At 70.9% G+C, this 21,074-nt stretch carries 17 protein-coding genes and 2 tRNA genes; 8 read left to right on the top strand and 11 right to left on the bottom strand.

Annotation, left to right across the window (positions count from 1 at the left end; genetic code table 11):
- Window positions 1-63 precede the first annotated feature (63 nt).
- From hisN to QF030_RS27655, 3 genes are all read left to right on the top strand, one after another.
- Window positions 64-864, top strand: coding sequence for a histidinol-phosphatase (hisN, locus tag QF030_RS27665; protein WP_307165310.1), 801 nt, complete (start codon window positions 64-66; stop codon window positions 862-864).
- Between the two features lie 157 nt (window positions 865-1,021).
- Window positions 1,022-1,414, top strand: coding sequence for a CBS domain-containing protein (locus QF030_RS27660; protein WP_307165309.1), 393 nt, complete (start codon window positions 1,022-1,024; stop codon window positions 1,412-1,414).
- A 217-nt stretch (window positions 1,415-1,631) separates the two neighbouring features.
- The gene (locus tag QF030_RS27655) at window positions 1,632-2,048 is read left to right on the top strand and encodes a Fur family transcriptional regulator (RefSeq protein ID WP_307165308.1); all 417 of its coding nucleotides are present in this window, start codon (window positions 1,632-1,634) and stop codon (window positions 2,046-2,048) included.
- 142 nt (window positions 2,049-2,190) lie between these two features.
- On the opposite strand, the gene QF030_RS27650 is transcribed toward QF030_RS27655, so the two are convergent.
- The 4 genes from QF030_RS27650 to QF030_RS27635 form a co-directional block, all read right to left on the bottom strand.
- Window positions 2,191-2,264, bottom strand: a tRNA-Met gene (locus tag QF030_RS27650).
- A 401-nt stretch (window positions 2,265-2,665) separates the two neighbouring features.
- Window positions 2,666-4,528, bottom strand: a complete 1,863-nt coding sequence (locus tag QF030_RS27645) for a tetratricopeptide repeat protein (RefSeq protein ID WP_307165307.1) — start codon at window positions 4,526-4,528, stop codon at window positions 2,666-2,668.
- A gap of 205 nt (window positions 4,529-4,733) precedes the next feature.
- A tRNA-Met gene (locus QF030_RS27640) sits at window positions 4,734-4,807 on the bottom strand.
- 40 nt (window positions 4,808-4,847) lie between these two features.
- Window positions 4,848-7,829: a UPF0182 family membrane protein gene (locus QF030_RS27635; RefSeq protein WP_307167714.1), complete on the bottom strand. Its 2,982-nt coding sequence runs from the start codon at window positions 7,827-7,829 to the stop codon at window positions 4,848-4,850.
- A gap of 164 nt (window positions 7,830-7,993) precedes the next feature.
- On the opposite strand from QF030_RS27635, the gene QF030_RS27630 reads away from it, so the two are divergent.
- Entirely contained in the window at window positions 7,994-8,536 is a 543-nt protein-coding gene (locus tag QF030_RS27630; RefSeq protein WP_307165306.1) for a PPA1309 family protein, read from the top strand.
- Between the two features lie 9 nt (window positions 8,537-8,545).
- Here QF030_RS27630 and QF030_RS27625 read toward each other — a convergent pair whose 3' ends face one another.
- The 3 genes from QF030_RS27625 to QF030_RS27615 form a co-directional block, all read right to left on the bottom strand.
- Window positions 8,546-9,637: a YlbL family protein gene (locus QF030_RS27625; RefSeq protein ID WP_307165305.1), complete on the bottom strand. Its 1,092-nt coding sequence runs from the start codon at window positions 9,635-9,637 to the stop codon at window positions 8,546-8,548.
- 326 nt (window positions 9,638-9,963) lie between these two features.
- On the bottom strand, window positions 9,964-10,425 hold the full coding sequence (locus tag QF030_RS27620) for a molybdenum cofactor biosynthesis protein MoaE (protein ID WP_307165304.1): 462 nt from the start codon (window positions 10,423-10,425) through the stop codon (window positions 9,964-9,966).
- A gap of 262 nt (window positions 10,426-10,687) precedes the next feature.
- Window positions 10,688-11,797: an SDR family oxidoreductase gene (locus QF030_RS27615; RefSeq protein ID WP_307165303.1), complete on the bottom strand. Its 1,110-nt coding sequence runs from the start codon at window positions 11,795-11,797 to the stop codon at window positions 10,688-10,690.
- Between the two features lie 193 nt (window positions 11,798-11,990).
- On the opposite strand from QF030_RS27615, the gene QF030_RS27610 reads away from it, so the two are divergent.
- Window positions 11,991-13,451 carry a zinc-dependent metalloprotease gene (locus QF030_RS27610; RefSeq protein WP_307165302.1) on the top strand — a complete coding sequence of 487 codons (1,461 nt, stop codon included), beginning with the start codon at window positions 11,991-11,993 and terminating at the stop codon, window positions 13,449-13,451.
- The gene (locus QF030_RS27605) at window positions 13,448-13,963 is read left to right on the top strand and encodes an NUDIX hydrolase (RefSeq protein WP_307165301.1); all 516 of its coding nucleotides are present in this window, start codon (window positions 13,448-13,450) and stop codon (window positions 13,961-13,963) included. The genes QF030_RS27610 and QF030_RS27605 overlap by 4 nt, the downstream gene beginning before the upstream one ends.
- Window positions 13,964-14,221: 258 nt before the next feature.
- Here the strand turns inward: QF030_RS27605 and QF030_RS27600 are convergent, their stop codons facing one another.
- The 4 genes from QF030_RS27600 to QF030_RS27585 form a co-directional block, all read right to left on the bottom strand.
- The gene (locus QF030_RS27600) at window positions 14,222-14,977 is read right to left on the bottom strand and encodes an AIM24 family protein (protein WP_307165300.1); all 756 of its coding nucleotides are present in this window, start codon (window positions 14,975-14,977) and stop codon (window positions 14,222-14,224) included.
- Between the two features lie 18 nt (window positions 14,978-14,995).
- The gene (locus QF030_RS27595; RefSeq protein WP_020130800.1) at window positions 14,996-15,676 is read right to left on the bottom strand and encodes an AIM24 family protein; all 681 of its coding nucleotides are present in this window, start codon (window positions 15,674-15,676) and stop codon (window positions 14,996-14,998) included.
- Window positions 15,677-15,687: 11 nt separating this feature from the next.
- Complete coding sequence (locus QF030_RS27590; RefSeq protein WP_307165299.1) at window positions 15,688-17,349, bottom strand: TerD family protein; 1,662 nt, start codon at window positions 17,347-17,349, stop codon at window positions 15,688-15,690.
- Between the two features lie 141 nt (window positions 17,350-17,490).
- Window positions 17,491-18,087: a M48 metallopeptidase family protein gene (locus tag QF030_RS27585; protein WP_307165298.1), complete on the bottom strand. Its 597-nt coding sequence runs from the start codon at window positions 18,085-18,087 to the stop codon at window positions 17,491-17,493.
- A gap of 248 nt (window positions 18,088-18,335) precedes the next feature.
- Between QF030_RS27585 and QF030_RS27580 the strand changes: the two genes are divergently transcribed.
- On the top strand, window positions 18,336-19,547 hold the full coding sequence (locus QF030_RS27580; protein WP_307165297.1) for a TOMM precursor leader peptide-binding protein: 1,212 nt from the start codon (window positions 18,336-18,338) through the stop codon (window positions 19,545-19,547).
- A complete protein-coding gene (locus QF030_RS27575) occupies window positions 19,540-20,919 on the top strand; it encodes an ABC1 kinase family protein (RefSeq protein ID WP_307165296.1) in 1,380 nt (459 codons plus the stop codon). Before QF030_RS27580 ends, QF030_RS27575 begins: the two co-directional genes overlap by 8 nt.
- Window positions 20,920-21,074: the final 155 nt, after the last annotated feature.

The following is a 21,074-nucleotide window of genomic DNA, read 5'->3' as shown; positions in this document are numbered from 1 at the left end:
CTCCCCGTCCGTCCTGCGGTCCCCTGTGGCCCGTTCTCACCTTCGGCGGATACGGTTCGTCCCATGCCGGACTACCACGACGACCTCCGACTCGCGCACGTCCTCGCGGACGCCGCCGACGCCGTGACCATGGACCGTTTCAAGGCCCTCGACCTCAAGGTCGAGACCAAACCGGACATGACCCCGGTGAGTGAGGCCGACAAGGCCGCCGAGGAACTGGTCCGCAGTCAGCTCCAGCGGGCCCGCCCGCGCGACGCGATCCTCGGCGAGGAGTACGGCGTCCAGGGCACCGGCCCCCGCCGCTGGGTGATCGACCCGATCGACGGCACGAAGAACTACGTACGGGGCGTTCCCGTCTGGGCCACGCTCATCTCCCTGACGGAGGCGGCAGAGGGGGGCTACCAGCCTGTGGTCGGCGTGGTCTCCGCCCCGGCGCTGGGCCGCCGCTGGTGGGCCGCGAAGGGGCACGGCGCCTTCACCGGGCGCAGCCTGACCTCCGCCACCCGCCTGCGCGTCTCCCGGGTCTCGGAGCTCTCGGACGCCTCCTTCGCGTACTCCTCGCTGACCGGCTGGGAGGAGCGCGGACACCTGAACGGCTTCCTCGACCTGACCCGCGAGGTGTGGCGCACGCGCGCGTACGGCGACTTCTGGCCGTACATGATGGTCGCCGAGGGCTCGGTCGATCTGTGCGCCGAACCCGAGCTGTCCTTCTGGGACATGGCGGCCCCGGCGATCGTCGTGACGGAGGCCGGGGGCACCTTCACAGGCCTCGACGGCCGCCCCGGCCCGCACAGCGGCAACGCGGCCGCGTCGAACGGGCTGCTCCACGAGGAACTGCTGGGCTATCTCAACGAGCGTCACTGACCAGCCCGTTCGGAACTCACATGAGCGCGCGCGCCCTCAATTGGCTGCGCGCGCCCTCTTGTTGACCCCCGCTTTACCTGCCACGCTGACAGCACCCCCCACTTGTGAACTTGTGAATCCATGAACAACCGTGGATTCTTAGGAGGTGGCTCCAGCCATGCTCGTCCGCGACGCCATGAGCACGGTGGTCCTCACCATCGGCCCCGCACACACCCTCCGTCAGGCAGCCGCCCTGATGGCCGCCCGCAGCGTCGGCGCGGCCGTCGTCCTCGATCCGGACGCCGGCGGCATCGGCATCCTCACGGAGCGGGACATCCTCAACTCCGTGGGCCTCGGGCAGGATCCGGACACGGAACGCACGCACGCCCACACCACCAACGACGTCGTCTTCGCCGCCCCGGGCTGGACCCTGGAGGAGGCGGCCCGGGCGATGGCCCACGGCGGCTTCCGGCATCTGATCGTCCTCGACCGCGACGAACCGGCCGGCATCGTCTCGGTCCGCGACATCATCGGCTGCTGGGCGCCGGCGCGGCAGCAGGTACCGGCCTGAGCGCGCGAACGGGCCGGGCCCCCGAAGGGATCACCCGGCCCGTTCACCCCGACGAGCGGTCCAGTGCTGTCGACCGCGCAGGGCCTGGACCGCGGTCTCCAGCCGCTCGCCGCGGATTCTGTCGACTCGATCCTACAGTGGACTTCATCCAATTCACTCCGGGATCTAAAATCACACCTGTTCGGGACCTGGTCCTGTTGGCTGCTAGGCTGATTCCATGAGTGACCTTCTGGAACGGCTGCGCGGACGCGGATGGCGGATGACCGCACAGCGGCGGGTCGTGGCCGAGGTGCTCGACGGCGACCACGTCCACCTGACCGCCGACGAGGTGCACGCCAGGGCTGTGGTCCGGCTGCCCGAGATCTCCCGGGCGACCGTCTACAACACGCTCGGCGAGCTGGTCTCCCTTGGCGAGGTGCTCGAGGTGGCGACCGACAAGCGCGCCAAGCGCTACGACCCCAACGCGCACCGTCCGCACCACCACCTGGTGTGCGCCCGGTGCGGGGCGATCAAGGACGTCCACCCGAGCGGCAATCCGCTGGCCGACCTCCCGGACTCGGAACGCTTCGGCTTCTCGGTCTCGGACGTCGAGGTGACGTACCGCGGGGTCTGCCCGAACTGCGCCGCGGCCTGACTCGCGTCCCAAGAACCACACCGCAGGCCGCCGGCCACGGTGTGGTTCTTCCATGAGTACTGATCTTCCGGGGTGCTGATCTTTCGGGACGACAAACGACCGAGGGCCGGAACCCTTTCGGATTCCGGCCCTCGGTCTTCAGTAGCGGGGACAGGATTTGAACCTGCGACCTCTGGGTTATGAGCCCAGCGAGCTACCGAGCTGCTCCACCCCGCGCCGTTGAATGCAACATTACGTGAAGGCCGAGGACAAAGGCAAATCCATTGTCCGCCACCCGTCGACGCAGGTCAGGACGCCCGCCCGCGCGCTGACGGCACAGGTCACGACGCCCGCCCGCACACCGATGACACCGTCAGGACACCCGCTCGCCCACTGTCGACCTAGGTCAGGACGCTCCAGTCCGTCCGGCGTTCGAGGACGAGGCCCGTTCAGATGTCGAACGCGCGGGTTCGGAGACGGCCCCTGTCGAACGCGCGGGTTCGGAGACGGCCACCCCGGTGACCGGACGGGAAGGGGAGGGACCCCGGTGACCGGACGGAAGGGGAGGACGCGGGGACGAAAGACCCGCCGCGCGGAACCCGGCGCCGGCTCCCCGCCCCACTCCACGACAGACGCCGTCAGGCGGACAGCTCTTCGCGCAAGGCGTCCCGCAGCCGAGCCGCCCGCTCAGCCACCTCGCCCGGGCCCAGCGACACCGCCCGGTCGGCCCACCGCTGCCCCTCGGCCAGCTCGCCGCGACGCGCGTAGACCAGGGCGAGCCGCAACGCCGCCCGCCCATGCCCGGCGTCGGCGGCCCGCGTCCACCACACAGCCGCCTCGGGCTCGCTGCCCTCGCGCGCGAGCAGCAGCCCGAGGTTGAAGGCGCCGTTGCGCGACCCGGCCTCCGCGGCCGTCCGGTACCACCGCGCCGCCTCCACCACGTCCCCGCGCGCGGCGGCCAGCATCCCGACCCGGACCTGGGCCCGCCGGTGGCCCTGGGTCGCCGCCCGCTCGTACCACTCCTCGCACTCGGTCTTCTCGTGGACGGTCTCCCCGAGCTCGTGCGCGGGCTGCGGCGGCCGCCGCGCGTCCAGCACGGCCGCCAGCCGGTAGGCCGCCTCCGCGCTGCCGCCGCCGGCCGCGCAGCGCAGATGCCGTTCGGCCTCCCGCTCGTCCCCGTCGCGCAGGCGCGCGATACCGACCTGGAGAGCCGCCTCGGTGTGCCCGGCGGCCGCCGCCCGCTCGTACCAGCGCAGCGCGACGGCCTCCTCGCCCCGCCCGGCGAAGAGGATGCCGAGGTTGAACGCGGCGTCGACGCTGCCCGCTTCGGCCGCCTTGGAGAACCAGGGCTCCGCCCCGGCCGTGTCGCCGCCCTGGAGCAGCAGGATGGCGAGCGCGTTGGCCGCCTCCCGGTGCCCGGCGTAGGCGGCCCGCCGGTACCACTGCTCGGCCTGCACGGTGCGGCCCTGCTCGGCGCAGAGCAGGGCGAGGTTGTAGGCGCCGTTGTCGTCACCGGCGTCCATCGCGGCCCGGTACCACCGCTCGGCGGTCTGGGTCTGTCCCCGCTCGGCGTGCAGCGCGCCCAGCGCGTTCGCCGCGTTGCCGTCGCCCTTCTGAGCGGCCCGCAGCCACCAGATGGCCGCGTTCTCGGTGTCACCGGCGTCGCGCAGCAGGAACCCGAGCGCGCAGGCGGCCCGCGCCTCGCCGTCCTTGGCGGACGTCAGGTACCAGCGGCCGGCCTCCTTCAGGTCGCCGCGCCGCTCCAGGATCGTCCCGAGGTGCAAGGCGGCCCGCCGGTGTCCGCGCGCGGCAGCCTGGCGGTACCACTGCTCGGCCTCCGCCCGCACGATGACAGCGTTGTCAGGTGCATACCCGTCCGCAGCGCCGTCGGTACGCGAACCCTTGCACTGCTGGTGGTCGAGGGCTCGGGCCAGCCGGTACGCCGCTTCCCGGTGCCCCTGCTCGGCGGCGGCCCGCATCCACTGCTCGGCCCCGGGGTCGCCGCGGTGTTCCAGCAGGTCGGCGAGGGCGTACGCGCCCAGCGCGTGCCCCTGCTCGGCGGACTGGCGCAGCCAGTACTCGGCGGCCGGCTCGTCGCCGCACTCACGGCGGTGGCGGCCCAGGGCGTGCGCGGCGGCGGCGGAGCCGGCGACGGCGGCGACCCGCCACCAGCCGGCGGCCTCGTCGGGGTAGCCGCGCTGGTGGAGGAGGACACCCAGGTTGTTGGCGGCGGCCCGGTCACCCGCCGCGGTGGCGGCACGCAGATGGGGCTCGGCTCCGTCGAGGTCACCACGGCGGAGCAACATGGCCCCGAGGACGCTGACCGCCTCGACATCGCCGGCTTCCGCCGCGAGCCGCAGGCTCATCTCCTCGACGGCCTCCCCCGTCTCGACGGCGTCCGCCGTCTCGTCCCGGCTCTCGTCCGGGGTCGCTTCCTCACCGGAAGGCTGCACAAACCGCCCTGTCTCGAACAGAGTTGCCTTGTCCCCCATAACGTCCATCGTCGCACCACCCGCAACCCGGGTACACCTGGTATACCGCGGCCCGTAAGGTCACTTCAGCGTTTTGTCGACATGCCCACAGAGAGACAAGTCAAACACAGAACGCCCAACTCCCCCCAGCGGCGCGGCCATCGGTCTCCCCGGCACATGCGTTCGCACACCACGAAGGCCCGGATCCTGAAAGGATCCGGGCCTTCGTCTTCAGTAGCGGGGACAGGATTTGAACCTGCGACCTCTGGGTTATGAGCCCAGCGAGCTACCGAGCTGCTCCACCCCGCGTCGTGTTCCACAACCGTACCACGACGCGGGGCGGGCAAGATCAGCCGCTGCTGGGACTGGGACTCGGACTGCTGGTGGCGCCGCCTCCGGAGCTACTGCCGGAGCCGCCGTTCGGACTCGCCGAACTCGTCGGGCTCGGACTGCTGCTCGCCTTGGCGCCCTTGTCGGCCTCGGCCTGCGCGTCCTCGGCCCGCTTCAGCGCGGCCTCGAGGTCCTTCTGCGCCTTGGCGTACGCGTCCCAGTCGGGCTTCTTCAGCGCCTCCTGGCCGGCCGTGAAGGCCTCCTGGGCATCGGTCAGCGCCTCCCGCACCGTCGGGTTGGTGGACGTCGGCGGTGTGGTCGTGCCGTCGCCCTCGTCCGCCGGCGGCGGGGTCGTACCCTCCGCGCCGAAGACCTTGTTGAGGGCCTCGTCCAGGGTGTCCTCGAAGGCGGTGTTGCCGCCGTAGGTCACCAACACCTTCTTCAGGAGCGGGTACTTGAGTCCGCCACCGCGCACATAGACGGGCTCGACGTACAGCAGACCTCCGTCGAGTGGCACCGTCAGCAGGTTGCCGTACTCGATGTCGGAGTCGCCGCCCTTGAGAAGCCTGATGGACTCGGCGATGTCCTGTTCCGAGTTGAACTGGCTCTGCACCTGTTTGGGTCCGTCGACGGTCGTACTGGTCGGCAGTTTCAGGACTCTGATCTTGCCGTAGTCGGAAGTGCCCGCCTCGGAGTCGACCGCCATGAACGCGCTGAGGTTGTCCCGGCCGTTGGGCGTGAAGGTCGTGGTCAGCGAGAACGCCTGTGCCTTCTGGTCGGGCATCTTCATGCTCAGGTAGTACGGCGGGACCGCGTCACCCGACTTGTTGGACGGGTCGTCCGGCACCTGCCACACCTCGCTGCCGCTGAGGAACGTCGTGGCGTCCTTCACGTGGTAGCGGGTGAGCAGCTCGCGCTGGACCTTGAACAGGTCCTGCGGGTACCGGAGATGGGCCATCAGGTCGGCCGAGATGGACGACTTGGACTTCACCGTGCCGGGGAACGCCTTCATCCAGGTCTTCAGGACCGGGTCCTGGGTGTCCCACTGGTAGAGCTTGACCTCGCCGGTGTACGCGTCGACGGTCGCCTTCACCGAGTTGCGGATGTAGTTGACCTGGTTCTGCTGGGCCACCACCGCGCGGTTGTCGTTGGTCGCCGTCAGCGAGTCGGCCGTGGTGTCGCCGAGGGTCGTACGGGAGGCGTACGGGTAGCCGTTCGTCGTCGTGTACGCGTCGACGATCCACTCGATCTTGTGGTTGACCACGGCCGGATAGGCGTCGCCGTCGATGGTCAGCCACGGGGCGACCGCCTCGACGCGCTCCTTGGGCGTGCGGTTGTACAGGATCCGCGAACCTTCGCCGATCGCCCCGGAGTACAGGATCTGCGGCTCGCCGAACGCCACCGCGTACGCGGCCCGGTTGACCGGGTTGGAGAGGTTGACCCCGCTCTTGCCGGTGTAACTCGTGGTCTTCTCACCGGCGTCGTCGGAGTAGTCGATCTCCTTCTGGGGACCGCCGACGATCGAGTACGCGGTCGTCTTCTCGCCGTAGTAGATCCGCTGCTGGTACGTGCCCAGATCGCCCTCGGAGGGCAGGTTGGACTCGGTGAACAGCGGGCGTCCCTCGGCGTCGGCGGTGGTGCCCTGGGCTGCGACGACGCCGTAGCCGTGGGTGTAGCGGAAGTGGTTGTTGATCCAGTTCTGCTTGTCGACGCCCGCGAGGTTCAGCTCGCGCAGGCCGATGACGGTGTCCTGGTCGGCCCCGTTGACGTTGTAGCGGTCCACGTCCAGGTTGGTCGGGAACGCGTAGTACTTCCGCATCTGCTGGAGCTGCTGGTACGTCGGGGAGACGATGTTCGGGTCCAGGACGCGGATGCTCGCCGTGGCGTCGACGTCGTCGCGCAGCGTCGTCTTGTCCTTGGTGTTGCTGGTACCCGAGTACTCGGTGACCTGCGCACCGTCGATGCCGTACGCCTCACGTGTCGCCTTGAGGTTCTTCTCGACGTACGGCGCTTCCTTGGCCTGCTCGTTCGGCTGGACCTGGAACTTCTGGACGATCGCCGGGTACAGCCCGCCGATGAGGATCGCCGAGAGCACCATCAGACCGAAGCCGATCACCGGCAGCTGCCAGGTGCGCCGCCACAGGGTGGCGAAGAACAGCAGGGCGCAGATGACGGCGATGCAGAACAGGATCGTCTTGGCCGGCAGATAGGCGTTGGCGTCGACGTAGCGCAGGCCCGTCCAGTTGTCCGTCGCCTTGAAGTCGCTGGACTTCACGGCGAGGCCGTAACGGTCGAGCCAGTAGGCCACCGCCTTCAGCGTGACGAAGATGCCCAGCAGCACCGAAAGGTGGCCGGTGGCCGCGGCCGTGGCGCGCGCGCCCGGGCTGGTGACGCGCAGCCCGCCGTACAGGTAGTGGGTGAGCGCGGCGGCGATCAGCGAGAGGATCGTGGCGGCGAAGCCGAAGCCGAGCAGGAACCGGTACCAGGGCAGGTCGAACGCGAAGAAGGACACGTCGAGATGGAACTGCGGGTCCTTCTGGTGGAAGGGCACGCCGTTGACCCACATCAGCCAGGTCCGCCACTGGCCCGCCGCCGAGGCGCCCGCGATCAGGCCGACCAGGGCGGTGATGCCGAGCAGCAGCCATGTCTTGTAGGGCGCGATACCCATGCGGTAGCGGTCGAGGCTCTGCTGCTCCACCGACATCGCGCTGAGCGGCGGCCGCAGCCGGTGCGCCAGCCAGATGTTGAAGCCGACCGCGAGGGCCATCAGCAGGCCGAAGACGAAGAACAGCCCGATCTTGGTCCACAGTGTGGTCGTGAACACCGACGAGTAGTTCACCGAGCGGTACCAGAGCCAGTCCGTCCAGAACCCCGCGAACATCGTGAACGCCATGCCGAGTACGGCTAGGACGCCCAGTGTCATGAGCAGGGTCCGGACGCGCCGGGACGGGCGGCCCACTCTGATCCGCGGCCCCGTGGGGCCTCCGCCGCGGTCCGGCATCTGGAAAGCCAAGGTGCGCACCTCGAAAGTCGCGATTGATCCGTCAGACCCGCGTGTTCGTGGGCCGTTCGTGGCCCCCCGTGATCGTGGGCCCACACCTATGCAACTTACTCACCGTTTACTCGGTTCCCGATTCCACCCCTGAACGAGGCAGGATTGTGACCATGTCCAACACTCCCATGGCGGCGAGCCCGCTCACCCGGGCCGTACTTGAGATCGACGAGTACGCCTCCGGCCTCGGCTGGGACCAGCCCGCCCGCCTTTTCGCCCTCGTAGACAACGCTCGGCTGCGAACGCAGGAACCGTCGCTCGCCGCCCAGCTCGGCCTTCAGGACGAGTCCGAGACCACCGGTCTCACCCCGATCGAGCAGGACGAAGTGCCAACGGACAAGCCGCTCGACGAGTTCCTGGCCACGATCGCCTGGCCCGACGCGGTGGTCGGCTGCGCCCTCACCGTGGAGCGCCTGATGCTGCCGCCGTCCGCCGAGGCCCAGGTCCCGCAGGGCTTGAGCGACAAGAAGCTCGCGAAGTGGGTCGCGGAGCATCCCGACCGTCAGGAGGTGCGGATGACGGTCGGCGTCCTGCGCGACGGCACCCGCGACTCGGCCCTGCGGCTGCGCGAGAAGGACGCTTCGACGGAGGTCCTCACCGGAGCGGGCCTGGTGCCGGGTCTCGCCGAGGCGTTGTCGGCGACGTTCGCGGAGTAGTCCGTCCGGTTACTTCGTGCACTTCGGCAGGTCCGCGGTGTCGCCGCCGCGGATGTCCTCGAGGGCGTCGAGGGCGTCGTCGATGGTGTTCACCTTGACGAGCCTGAGACCCGAGGGGGTGTCCTTGGCGGCGGCCGCACAGTTCTCCGCGGGGGTCAGGAAGTACTGGGCGCCCTGACTTCGGGCGCCGACCGTCTTCATCTCGATGCCGCCGATCGGCCCGACCTTGCCGGCGTCGTCGATGGTGCCGGTGCCGGCGACGAACTTGCCGCCGGTCAGGCTGCCCGGGGTGAGCTTGTCGTAGATGCCGAGCGCGAACATCAGACCGGCGCTGGGCCCGCCGACGTCGGCGAGCTTGATGTCGATGGTGAAGGGGAAGGTGTGATCGGTCCCGGCCGAGATCCCGACGATGGCCCGCTTCTCGCCGCTGTCGTCGGAGGTCGCGGTGGTGATCGTGACGTCCTGGGTCCTGGCCGCCGCCTTGTTCGCCTTCTCGGCGGCCGCCTGCTCCTTCACCGGAACGATGCGGAAGACGACCTTCTCCCCCGGCTTGTGCTTGGTCACCAGCTTCGCGACGTCGCCCGGCTCCTTCACCGCGGTGCCGTCCACGGCCTTGATCACGTCCCCGGCGTGCAGCTCGCCCTCCGCCGGGGACCCCTTCACCACCGTCGAGACGATCACCCAGGACGTCACCGGGATGTCCAGCTCCTTCAGGGCGGCGACCTTGGCGCTCTCCTGGGACTGGCTGAACTCCTCGGCGTTCTCCTGGGTGGACTGCTCCTCGGTCTTGCCGTCCGGGTACAGCGTGTCGTGCGGCACGACCTTGTTGTCGTGCGCGAGCCAGCCGTAGACCGCCTCGACGAGGTTCATCCGGTAGTCGGCGCTGGTGACCCGCACGGTGGTCATGTTCAGGTGACCGCTCGTCGTGTAGGTCTTGCGCCCGGAGATCTGGAGCACCGGCTCGCCGCCGTGATCGCCAAGGGTGTTCACCGTCGGCCCGGGGGACATCTCCGCGTACGGCACGGGGATGAGTACGCCCGCACACAGGAGCGCGATCAGCATCAGGGTGGAGGCGAGCATCGTCGCGGTGCGGCGTGGCATGTCTCGACACTACGGGACGCTTCTGTCAGCGCACCGTCAGGGCTGCCACCCGGGTCACGTACGCGAGCGGGGCTTCTCCATGGCCGCCCGGAAGCGGGCGTACCCGTCCAGCTCAGGGCCGTCGCTGCGGGCCTTCCGAGTCCGGTTTGCCCAAGTACCCCACAGGCCGGCGCCGATAGCGGCGACAAGTGGAATCAGCAACCAGGCGAGCGCCGCCATGCCGACCTCCGAACCCCGATGAGCCACCACAACTGACTGATCAGCAGATTAACCATGCGCACCGTCAACGCTCACGGCAGGGGTGCGGTTACGCAACCGGAAGCGATTCAGCAGGCGCCGACCCATTCGTCGGTACCGTCCGAGAACGTCTGGTGTTTCCAGATGGGCACTTCGTGCTTGAGATCGTCGATCAGCTTCCGGCAGGCCTCGAAGGCCTCCCCGCGGTGCGGGCACGAGACGGCGACCACGACGGCGAGGTCCCCGACTCCGAGGTCCCCGACCCGGTGCACCGCGGCCAGCGCCCGCACGGGGTACTCGGCGACGACCTTCTCCGCGATCCGGCGCATCTCCGCCTCCGCGCCGGGGTGGCTGGAGTAGCCGAGGGAGTCGACGTCGGCGCCTCCGTCGTGGTTGCGCACCGTGCCGACGAACAGGGCGGTTCCGCCCGCCGCGTCGTCCCCGACGGCCTTGAAGACCTCGTCGAGGGAGAGCGGGCTGTCGCGAACGGCGATGAGCTTGATGGGATCCTGCGCCGCGTGCTCGCCGGGATGGTCGTCGATGGCTGCCATACCCCCATCGTGCCGCACCCCGGGAAGCAGGCGAAATACCGTAATCACCCGGCACGCACGTGTGCCCCTTTGGAGCGACCTCCAAAACGGCCCGTCCGAGGGCGCCCCCTCCGGGGGAAGTCTGAGTGGAGTTCGAGGCAATCCGTGAACACGGCTCGTTCAGGGCCGAACGGGGACCCGGCGGCCCAATTCAGCGCCCCTTCCCAGGGACGGGGAGGGAAGGGGCGGCGGGGGCGGAGAACCCGGCCGCGCGCCCCCGCGCTCATCGGCGCCGAGCCTTGCGGGCCCGCCGCACCACAGCCGCCGCACCCAGGAGGGCGACCGTCGCCCCGGCCGCGCCCGCAGCCGTGGCGTCCTTGCGCCCGAGCCGCCGACCGACGACGGTGTGCCGCCCGGCCACCTCCGCCAGCAGCTCCGCGAGAACGTCCTCATTGGTCCACCGCGGCCGCCACCCCGCGTCGTGCAGCCGGCTCCCGCTCACCACCCAGGGGTACATCGTGTACGCGAGGTCCCCGGCCGGCGACGGCGTCAGCCCGATCCGGTGCAGCCGGGCGGCGGCCCCGAGCGCGACCGCCGACGGCAGCTCCATGCGCCGGATCCCGCTGAGCTCCTCGACCTCCTCCTGCTCCAGCCATCCGTCGCAGCCGACGGCCAGCTCGCCGTCGACCTTCTCCAGGACGGCGTACTCCAGGGCGCTCACCAGGTCCTCGACATGGCAGAACTGCCAGGCCGGCCGCGACCCGGCGACGACCAGCAGGCGCGGCGACTCGAAGTACCGCGTCAGCGCGGTGTCCGTACCGCCGACCAGCACCGCGGGCCGCACCACGGTGACGTTGAGCCCCGGATGCGCCCGGGGCGCACGCCGGGCCAGACGTTCGATCTCCAGGAGATCCCCCACGCCGGTCGCCTCCGCCGTGGCCCGCAGCTCCGCCTCCTCCGAGAGCGGCAGCTCGTTGTCCTCGAGCGCGCCGTAGACCATCGCGGAGGTGCACAGCACCACCCGGTGCACCCCGGCCGCCGCGGCGGCCGTCAGCACGGTCTGCGTGCCGCGCACGTTGTAGGCCGTCCGGGCGGCGGCGTCACTCCCCAGGTCGAGGTCGAGCGCGAGGTGGACCACGACGTCCGCGCCGCGCAGCTTGTCGGCGATCGCCGGGTCCCGGACGTCGAGGATGTGCCACTGTGCCGCGTCGCATTCGCCCCGCCGCTCGTCGATGGCGACGACCTGTTTGATCTCCTGCGACGCGGCGAGCCGCTCCGTGAGCAGCGCGCCGATCCCGGTCGCGGCGCCGGTCACGGCGACGACGGGCCCGCGCGCGCCGGCCGGGGTCGAGTGGTTTCGCGCTGCGCGAACCTGCGGATCTGGGGAACTCACCAGGTGTCTCCAGCGGTTGTCTTGGCATACGGGCGCGAGTGAAGCGTACGTACCAGGTGGCATCCATCCTGCCGCAGGCCAGGAGTCGGCGAAGCACCGAGGCCCGATCGAGCCGGGGTGTCTACGCTGGGTGGTGTTGCAGGGCAGTCGCCGCCGGCCGAGAAACCGGTGGCCTTACCAGCCGAGGAACCCCGTGAGTGACACCCCATTCGGATTCGGCCTTCCGCCGGAGGAGCCGGAAGACGGCGACGAGGGCAAGAAGGGCCCGCAGAGCGGCGGTGGTCAGGGACCGGCCAACCCGTTCGGTTTCGGCGGGCTGCCCGGTGCCGGAGGCTTTGGCGCCCCCGGTGCGGACAACCCGCTCGCCGCGATGTTCGGTTCGCTGAACCCCAACGACCTGGGAGCCGCCTTCCAGCAGCTGGGCCAGATGCTCTCGTACGAGGGCGGACCGGTGAACTGGGACATGGCCAAGCAGATCGCCCGCCAGACGGTCGCCCAGGGCACCGCCGACGGCGTCAAGGACGCCAGCGTCGGACCCTCCGAGCGCACCGCGGTCCAAGAAGCCGTCCGCCTGGCCGACCTCTGGCTGGACGACGCGACGTCCTTGCCGTCCGGCGCGGGCACGGCGGTCGCGTGGTCCCGCGCGGAGTGGGTCGAGGCGACCCTGCCCGCGTGGAAGGAGCTCGTCGACCCGGTCGCCGAGCGCGTCGGCGCGGCCATGGGCGATGTCCTGCCGGAGGAGATGCAGGCCATGGCCGGCCCGCTCATCGGCATGATGCGCTCGATGGGCGGCGCGATGTTCGGCTCGCAGATCGGCCAGGCCGTGGGCGTGCTCGCGGGTGAGGTCGTCGGCTCGACCGACATCGGGCTGCCGCTCGGTCCGGCCGGGCGTGCCGCGCTGCTGCCGGTCAACATCGACGCGTTCGGCAAGGACCTCGGCGTGACGAAGGACGAGGTGCGGCTCTACCTCGCGCTGCGCGAGGCCGCCCACCAGCGCCTGTTCGCGCATGTGCCGTGGCTGCGCTCGCACCTGTTCGGCGCGGTCGAGGGCTACGCGCGCGGGATCAAGGTCGACACGGCCAAGCTCGAGGACGTCGTCGGCCAGTTCGACCCGCAGAACCCGGAGCAGTTGCAGGACGCGCTCCAGCAGGGCATGTTCCAGCCGGAGGACACCCCGGCGCAGAAGGCCGCCCTGGCCCGTCTGGAGACGGCCCTGGCGCTCGTGGAGGGCTGGGTGGACGCGGTGGTGCACGCGGCCGCCAAACCGCGTCTGGCGTCCGCGGACGCCCTGCGCGAGACGCTGCGCCGCCGTCGCGCCTCGGGCGGTCCGGCGGAGCAGACGTTCGCGACGCTGATCGGCCTGGAGCTGCGTCCGCGCCGCCTGCGGGACGCCTCCCGCCTGTGGGCTTCCCTCACGGACGCGCGCGGGGTCGACGGCCGTGACGCATTGTGGGCCCACCCGGACATGCTGCCCACTGCCTCCGACCTGGACGACCCGGACGGCTTCGTGCATCGCGAGCAGATGGACTTCTCCGAGCTGGACAAGATGCTCGGCGAAGCGGCGAGCGGCGGCTCCGGCGCGGGCTCCGGTGACAGGCCGAACCTGAAGAAGGACGACGACGGGACCGACTCGGAGGACGACGACACCGAGTGAGCCTGTACGACGACGCGGTCCTCGTCCTGAAGGGGTACGAGGGCCAGCAAGAGCTGTGCCGGTCCTACCTGGACCATCTCGAGGCGCACCCGGACGGCATGTGGAAGGCCTGCGGCGACGGGCACATCACGGCAAGCGCGCTGGTGATCGACCCGGAGCGGGGCCGGGTGCTGCTGACCCTGCACAAGAAGATCCGGATGTGGCTCCAGATGGGAGGCCACTGCGAGCCGGCCGACGACACCGTGCGGGCCGCCGCACTGCGCGAGGCGACCGAGGAGTCCGGCATCGGCGGCCTCACCCTGCTCCCCGGCGGCCCCGTGCGCCTGGACCGGCATCACACGCCGTGCGCATGGCACTACGACGTCCAGTACGCGGCGCTCGCTCCGGCCGGGGCCGTGGAGGCCATCAGCGACGAATCCCTCGACCTGCGCTGGTTCGCCTACGACGAGGTGGCGGGCGTCGCCGACGAGTCGGTCGTACGGCTGCTGGAAGCGACCCGCGCGAGGCTGTGAGCCGAGAGGCCGGTCCGGCACGGACGGCGGTGGGCCGAGAGGCCCGTCCGGCACGGACGGCGGTGAGCCGAGAGGCCGGTCCGGCACGGACGGCGGTGAGCCGAGAGGCCGGTCCGGCACGCGCGGCTGTGAGCCGAGAGGCCGGTCCGGCACGCGCGGCGGTGAGCCGAGAGGCCCGTCCGGCACGCGCGGCGGTGAGCCGAGACGAGTAAGGGGCGGCCTCCGGGCGGCCGCCCCTTACGTCTGCTTTCCGGACGGTCAGCTCCAGGCGTTGCCCTGGTTCTGCTGCCGTACGCCCTGCTGCCCCATGCCGTACTGGGCGGCCAGCCCGGAGCCGACCTGGGCGTTCTGCGGCGGCAGCAGCTCGCTGGGCTGAACGAGCGCGTAGCCGGTGCCCATGAAGCTGAGCTCCCAGCCCTCACCGGTGTTGCCGCGCCGGCGCCACACTCCGGAGGAGTGCGTCTGGGCCTGCATCTGCACGCGCAGCCCGGTGGACCAGGCGACGATGGCGTCGGCGTCGCAGTTGACGTACTTGTCGGGCGTGACCTGCATCATCAGCGGCGCGCCCGAGGTCATCAGGGCGACCTTGCCACGGCCGGTGATGTTGAGCTGGTACTTCCCGGAGCCGGAGATGCCGTAGAGGCTGTCGACGGCGATGACCTCGTGGTGCAGCGAGGAGTCCATGGCCAGGACGTAGCTGCTGTCCACGGTGAGGCCGTCCTGCTCCACGTCCATCACATGCACGTGCTGGGCGAGGTTGGCGAGATAGACCGTGCCCTGACCGTGACAGCGCATCAGGTCCAGGCCCTCGCCCGTGTGCGCACGGGCGCGTCCCTGCTGGTTGTTCTGGTATTCGGCGTCGAACTCCATCAGGCCCTGGTAGGCGACCATCGTGCCCTTGCGGGCGAGGATGTCGTCGTGGCCCTCCAGGCCGACCCGGAGCATCTGCTTGTTCTGCAGACTCCAGCGCTCCTGGGTCTGCGAGTCGTTGTGCGCGAAAAGTGAGCTCTGCATGGCGTTTCTGGCTCCCCCTCAGCCCCGGACCCGGAGGCGGTCGGTGCTGTCCTCACTCGGCTGGACGACGACGATGCCCTGGCCGGAGAAGGCCATCTGGTAGGCCTCGCCGCTGCCCCGGCCGATGAGCGACTGCGCCTTGAAGCTGCGCTTGCCCTTCACCTTGAGGTTCGGCGACCAGGCGACGAGCGCGTCGGGGTCGACGTACGTCTCGTCCTCGCCGCCGCCGCAGTCGACGACGATCGGCTTGCCCCGGGAGGTCAGCGCGACCCAGCCCTGCCCCGAGATCTTGGTGTTCCACAGGCCCTGCCCGGCGAACTTCGCGAGTCCCTTGACGCGCTCGACGCCCCAGGTGAGGTGCGCGTCGAAGGCGAGCAGGTTGGTGGCGTTGACGGAGATGCCGTCACCGTTGAGGTTGATCACGACGACGTTGGCACCGTAGTCGGCGAGGTAGAGCAGGCCGTCGCCCGAGCATTTCATCAGGGGCGCGCCCTCGCCGGTCATCCAGTCGCGCGCGATCTGACGCACGGCCGGCGGATTGGGCTCGTACTGCACGAAGCCCTCGTAGGCGACCATCGAGCCCACGCGCGCGAGGAGGTCGTTCCCGGTCTGGAGGGCGACCTTCAGCATGTGGTTGCCGTGGTTCTCCATCCGGGCGGTGACGGGTGCGGGGGCATAGCCCGCGAGTGGCTGGTTCATGACGGGCTCCCTCAGACCTCGTACGGCTGGACGACGATGAAGTTGCCGGGAGCGCCCCGGAACTGGAGGTTCACGCTCTCGCCGGTGTCGCCGGGGTAGGCGTTGCGGCGCATGCGGACCTGGCTGGAGACGACCACCTGGGCGGCGGACGACCAGGCGACGACGGCGTTGCAGTCGGCGAACGTGGTGGGGGTCACCGGCAGCACGACGGGCGTGCCGTGCGTCTTGACGACGATCGTGCCGGTGCCGGTGAACTGCATGGTGAACAGCGCGCCGCCGGGGATCCCGTGCCCCTCGATGCGACGGACCTCGTACTGGAGGCTCTCGTCGAAGGCGAGGACGTTCTCCGCGGAGACACAGATGCCGTCACCCTGGAGCTCGATGGGGTGCAGCATCGTGGAGTTCTCGGCGAGGAACACCTGTCCCTGGCCGGTGCAGCGCATCAGCTGCATCTCCTGGCCGGTTGCGTTGCCGACGATCCGACCGGCGAACCCGGCGCCCTTGTAGCTGAAGTCGACCTTGCCCTGGTAGAGGACCATGCTGCCCTGACGGGCGAGCACGGGCTGGCCGCCCATTCCGAGATCGACGCGGACCAGCTTCCTGTTCTGCTGCGTCCAGCGCTGTCCGGTGGGCGTCTCCTTGAACTGCTGGAGCGCCGCGGCCACGCCGGCGCCACCCTGGGGCGCGCCCTGCGGCACGCCGTATCCCTGCTGGCCAGGGACCTGTCCGAAGGGAGGCTGCTGGCCGTAACCGGGCGGCTGCGGCGGCTGACCGTAGCCGGGCGGGGCCTGCGGCGCCTGCGGTGCCTGGGGCTGCTGGCCGTAGCCGGGGGGCATGGGCGCGGTCGGCGCGGGGCCCTGGCCGTACGGCTGCGGTGGCTGGCCGTAGGGCGCCGGGGCCGGGGCGGGAGGCGGCACCTGGCCGCCGGGCGGGGCCAGGGGCGCGATGATGGTCGGCGCAGCGTGCACCGAGGGCGCGGGCGCCGGGGCGGGGGGCGGGGTCGCGCCGGGCGGGGGCGCGAAGCCCTGCACGACGGGCTGCGGCTGCGCCGGGGCGGGCGCGGACGGTGCGCCGAACGCCGGCGGGGCGAAGCCGGGAGACGCGGCGCCGGCCAGCGGCTGCTGGGGCGCGGCGGGCGCCTCCTCCTCGGCGACCTCGCCGCCGAAGTTCTTCAGCAGCGCGTCCAGACCGCCGTCGAAGCCCTGTCCTACGGCCGCGAACCGCCAGACGTCCTTCAGGTAGAAGTCACCCAGCATCACGGCACGCTCGCTGGAGAACTCGGAGCCGTTGAACGCGTAGCGGGCCACTTCCTCGCCGCCCGCGACGATGCGGAGATAACCGGGGTTGATCTGCGACATCTGCCCGGCGCCGTCGAGGGTCGCCGTGAAGGACAGCTTCTGGATCTGCGGCGGAATCCGGTCGAGGGTGATGCGGAAGGACTCCGTGTCGCCCGCCTGGGCGCCCAGGAGCTGAACGGACTCCTCGGGCGACTTCGGCTGGTTGAAGAAGATGAAGTACCGGTCGTCCGAGAGCCGCTCGTCGGCGTCGAGGCCGAAGCAGCTGATGTCGAAGGTCAGGCCGGGGGCGGTGATCTGCACGCCTACGTACAGATCGGTGCCCGCGGTGAGGTCACTGATCCTGGCCTTGTGGCCGCGCTGGAATTCCCTGGGCATGCGTAACGACCGTCCCCCATCCCGATGGTAAATGCGTCGCGTCAGGCTAACGGCAAAGTCGGACAACGCACGATGTCGGTACAGACCCGGTACACAACCGGCGTCACGTGACAAGGGACGGGCTCAGCGCGTCCCCGCAGGTCACTCCTCGCCCGCGGCGGGCAGGTGGGGCAGCCGTTCGGCCGCGACGACGCCCTCGAGGTAGCCACGCGCGCGCTCGGTGCGCGGGTACGCCTCCAGCAGCCGCCAGAAGTCGGCGCCGTGACCGGGCACGAGCAGATGCGCGAGCTCGTGGGCGAGGACGTAGTCGATGACGTACTCGGGCATGCCCTTCAGACGGTGCGACAGGCGGATGCTGCCCTCGGCCGGTGTGCACGAGCCCCAGCGGGTGTTCTGGTTGGTCACCCAGCGGACCGAGGCGGGCCGGGCCCGACCGCCGAAGCACTGGGCCGACAGCCGCTCGGCGCGCTCGGCCAGCTCCGCGTCGCCCGGAACGCGCCGGCTCTCCTGGGCGGCGAGCTTGTCGAGCATGACACTCACCCAGCGTTGTTCCTCCGCCTCGGACATCCGGGCAGGGATGAGCACGATGGTGCGATCGCCCTCGCGGTACGCGGAGACCGTCCGACGTCGACGGGCGCTTCTGCGGACCTCGATCGCGCTCGCCCGTGGGCCGCTCGGCGGCTGGCTCGTCGTGCTGCGCTGTGGTGTACCGGCGCGGTGCAATGGGTCGGCGGACACGCCCCGACGTTACCCGCTGCACACGGCGGAAGTCCCGGCTCCGGGACGGTCGGGTTCCCATCCACCAGGCCACTTTTGCCTCGTACGACGCATTTGTACGACGAACGCCCCTGCCTGTGGACAACTTTCGGCACGCTCGAGCCGGCCCGGGCATGCTGGCACTCGTCGGCGGAGCGAGGACACCCCCACGCTCCCGCTCCGCCGATGTGACGGGGAGTTTCCAGGCATAAGGCATACGGGGGTCTTCGATGCATCCGATGGTGAAGCCCGCGCTGCGGCGCGGCTGGCGTGACCTCAACACGGTGCAGTTCGGGATGACACCGGCGCACGCGCTGACACTCGGCCCGGTCGACACGGCGACGGGCGCCTTCCTCGACCTGCTGGACGGCACCCGCGGGCTGGCGCTGCTCCGTGCGGAGGGCCGCCGCATGGACCTGCCCGACGGCCATGTCGACCGACTGGTGGAGCGGCTGGCGCGGGCGGGGCTGCTCGACGACGCGCGCGGCGGCGGTCCGGAGGCCGCCGATCTGCGGGAGCGGAAAGAGGTGCTGGACCGGCTGCGCCCGGACCTCGCCACGCTGTCCCTCCTCGCGTCGGATCCGGGCGCCGCGATCGAGAACCTGACGGTCCGAGGCCGGCTGCGGGTCCAGGTGCGGGGCGCGGGCCGGGTCGGTGCGGTGCTGGCGGCGCTGCTCTCGGGTGCCGGGGTCGGCGAGGTGGACGTGCGGGACGGCGGCCGGGTGGAGCCGGGGGACGTCGCACCGGGCGGCCTGCCCGCCGAGGCTGTCGGCGAGCGTCGGGACGAGTCCGCCCGCCGCGCCGTACGCCGGGCCGCTCCGGGACCCGCGCCCCGCAGGGGCCCGGGGACACCGGCCGAGCCGGACAGCCCCGGCTTCGCCCTGGTGATCATCGCTCCACGGGACGACGTGTCCGTGCACGCGCCCGCTCCCTCGGCGGCGGAGCCCCTGATCGCCTCGGGCACACCGCATCTCTACGCCGGGGTCGTGGAGGGGACGGGCGTGGTCGGCCCGCTCGTGCTGCCGGGTGAGACGGGTTGCGCCGGCTGTCTGCACCAGGAGCGCACCGACCGGGACCCGGCCTGGCCGCGGCTGGTCGCCCAGTGGCACTCCGGGAGAAGGCGCGCGGCGCGCGCCTGTGATCTGACGCTGGCCACGACCGTCGCCGGACTGGCGGCCGCCCACGCGCTCACCTTCCTCGACGGCCGGACCCCGTCGAGCACGGGCGCCCGCTGGGAAGTCTCCGTCCCCGCCCTCCAGTGGCATGCCCGACCGGTATGGCCCCATTCCGCATGCTCGTGCGGGGCCGCGGAGAAAGGTAAGCAGGAACACATCTCCGAGGAGCGGGTAACGCACGCGACAATGGCAGGGCAGCATTCGAAGGAGTTTCGCCGTAGAACGGACGCGGCGCGGCCGGCTGGGACCTGGAGGGCGCATGTCTGATCTTCCCCGGAAGGCGGTCACCCGGACCGCCAAGCTCGCCGCGCTCCCGCTCGGCTTCGCCGGGCGGGCGACCTGGGGCCTGGGCAAACGGATCGTGGGCGAGTCCGCGGAGATCGTCGGCCGCGAGCTGCAGCAGCGCACCGCCGAACAGCTCTTCAAGGTGCTGGGCGAGCTGAAAGGGGGTGCGATGAAGTTCGGGCAGGCCATGTCCGTCTTCGAGTCCGCCCTGCCCGAGGAGGTCGCCGGTCCCTACCGCGCGGCCCTCACCAAGCTCCAGGACGCGGCGCCGCCGATGCCGACCCGCACGATGCACTCGGTGCTCGCGGAGCGGCTCGGCGAGGACTGGCCCGAGCTGTTCCTGGAGTTCGACGACAAGCCGGCCGCGGCGGCCTCGATCGGCCAGGTGCACCGAGCGGTGTGGCACGACGGCCGGGAGGTCGCGGTCAAGGTCCAGTACCCCGGAGCCGGTGAGGCCCTGCTGTCCGACCTGAACCAACTCAGCCGTTTCGCGCGCCTGTTGGGCCCCCTCATCCCGGGCATGGACGTGAAGCCGCTGATCACCGAGCTCAGGGACCGGGTCTCCGAGGAACTCGACTACGGCCTGGAGGCGCAGGCCCAGCAGGCCCACGCCGAGGAGTTCGCCGACGATCCCGATGTGGTGGTCCCGGCGGTGGTCCACCAGTGCGACCAGGTCCTGGTCACCGAGTGGATCGACGGTGTGCCCCTGTCCGAGGTGATCACCGACGGCACCCAGGAGCAGCGCGACCGGGCGGGCCAGCTGCTGTCCCGGTTCCTCTTCTCCGGCCCGGCCCGCACCGGCCTGCTCCACGCCGACCCGCACCCCGGCAACTTCCGCCTGCTGCCCGGCGGGCCGGACGGCGAGGACGACTGGCGCCTGGGCGTCCTGGACTTCGGCACGGTGGACCGGCTCCCGGGCGGTCTGCCGGACCCGATCGGCGAGTCGCTGCGCATGACCCTCGACGGTGAGGCGGAGGCGGTCTACGAACTCCTGCGCACGGAGGGCTTCGTCAAGAACTCGATCGAGCTGGACCCCGACGCCGTCCTCGACTACCTCCTCCCGATCATCGAGCCGGCCCAGGTGGAGGAGTTCACCTTCAGCCGCGGCTGGATGCGCAGCCAGGCGGCCCGGATCGCCGACCCCCGCTCCCCCGCCCATCAGTTGGGCAAGCAGCTCAACCTGCCGCCGGCCTATCTGCTGATACACCGGGTGACGCTCAGCACGATCGGCGTGCTGTGCCAGCTCGGCGCGACGGTGCGGCTGCGCGAGGAACTGGAGGAGTGGTTGCCCGGCTTCCTCGCGGCGGACGTCCTGGAGGCCTTCGAGGCGGAGGAGTCGGCCGCGGAGGCGTGAGCTCCCGACCGCTTCTCACCTTCTCACCGGCCTGTGACGCGATTCACCACCACTGCGGGTCCAGTCGCCCTTCGCTCGCGCTGAGGTTCTCGCGGACGCAGGCCCCGCAGAGGTAGCGCCGGACGCCGTGCTCAACCGAGCAGGTCCAGGTGACG

It is taken from the genome of Streptomyces rishiriensis, assembly GCF_030815485.1.
GTDB classification, from domain to species: Bacteria; Actinomycetota; Actinomycetes; order Streptomycetales; family Streptomycetaceae; genus Streptomyces; species Streptomyces rishiriensis_A.
This window is presented reverse-complemented; position numbering and strand designations above follow the sequence as displayed.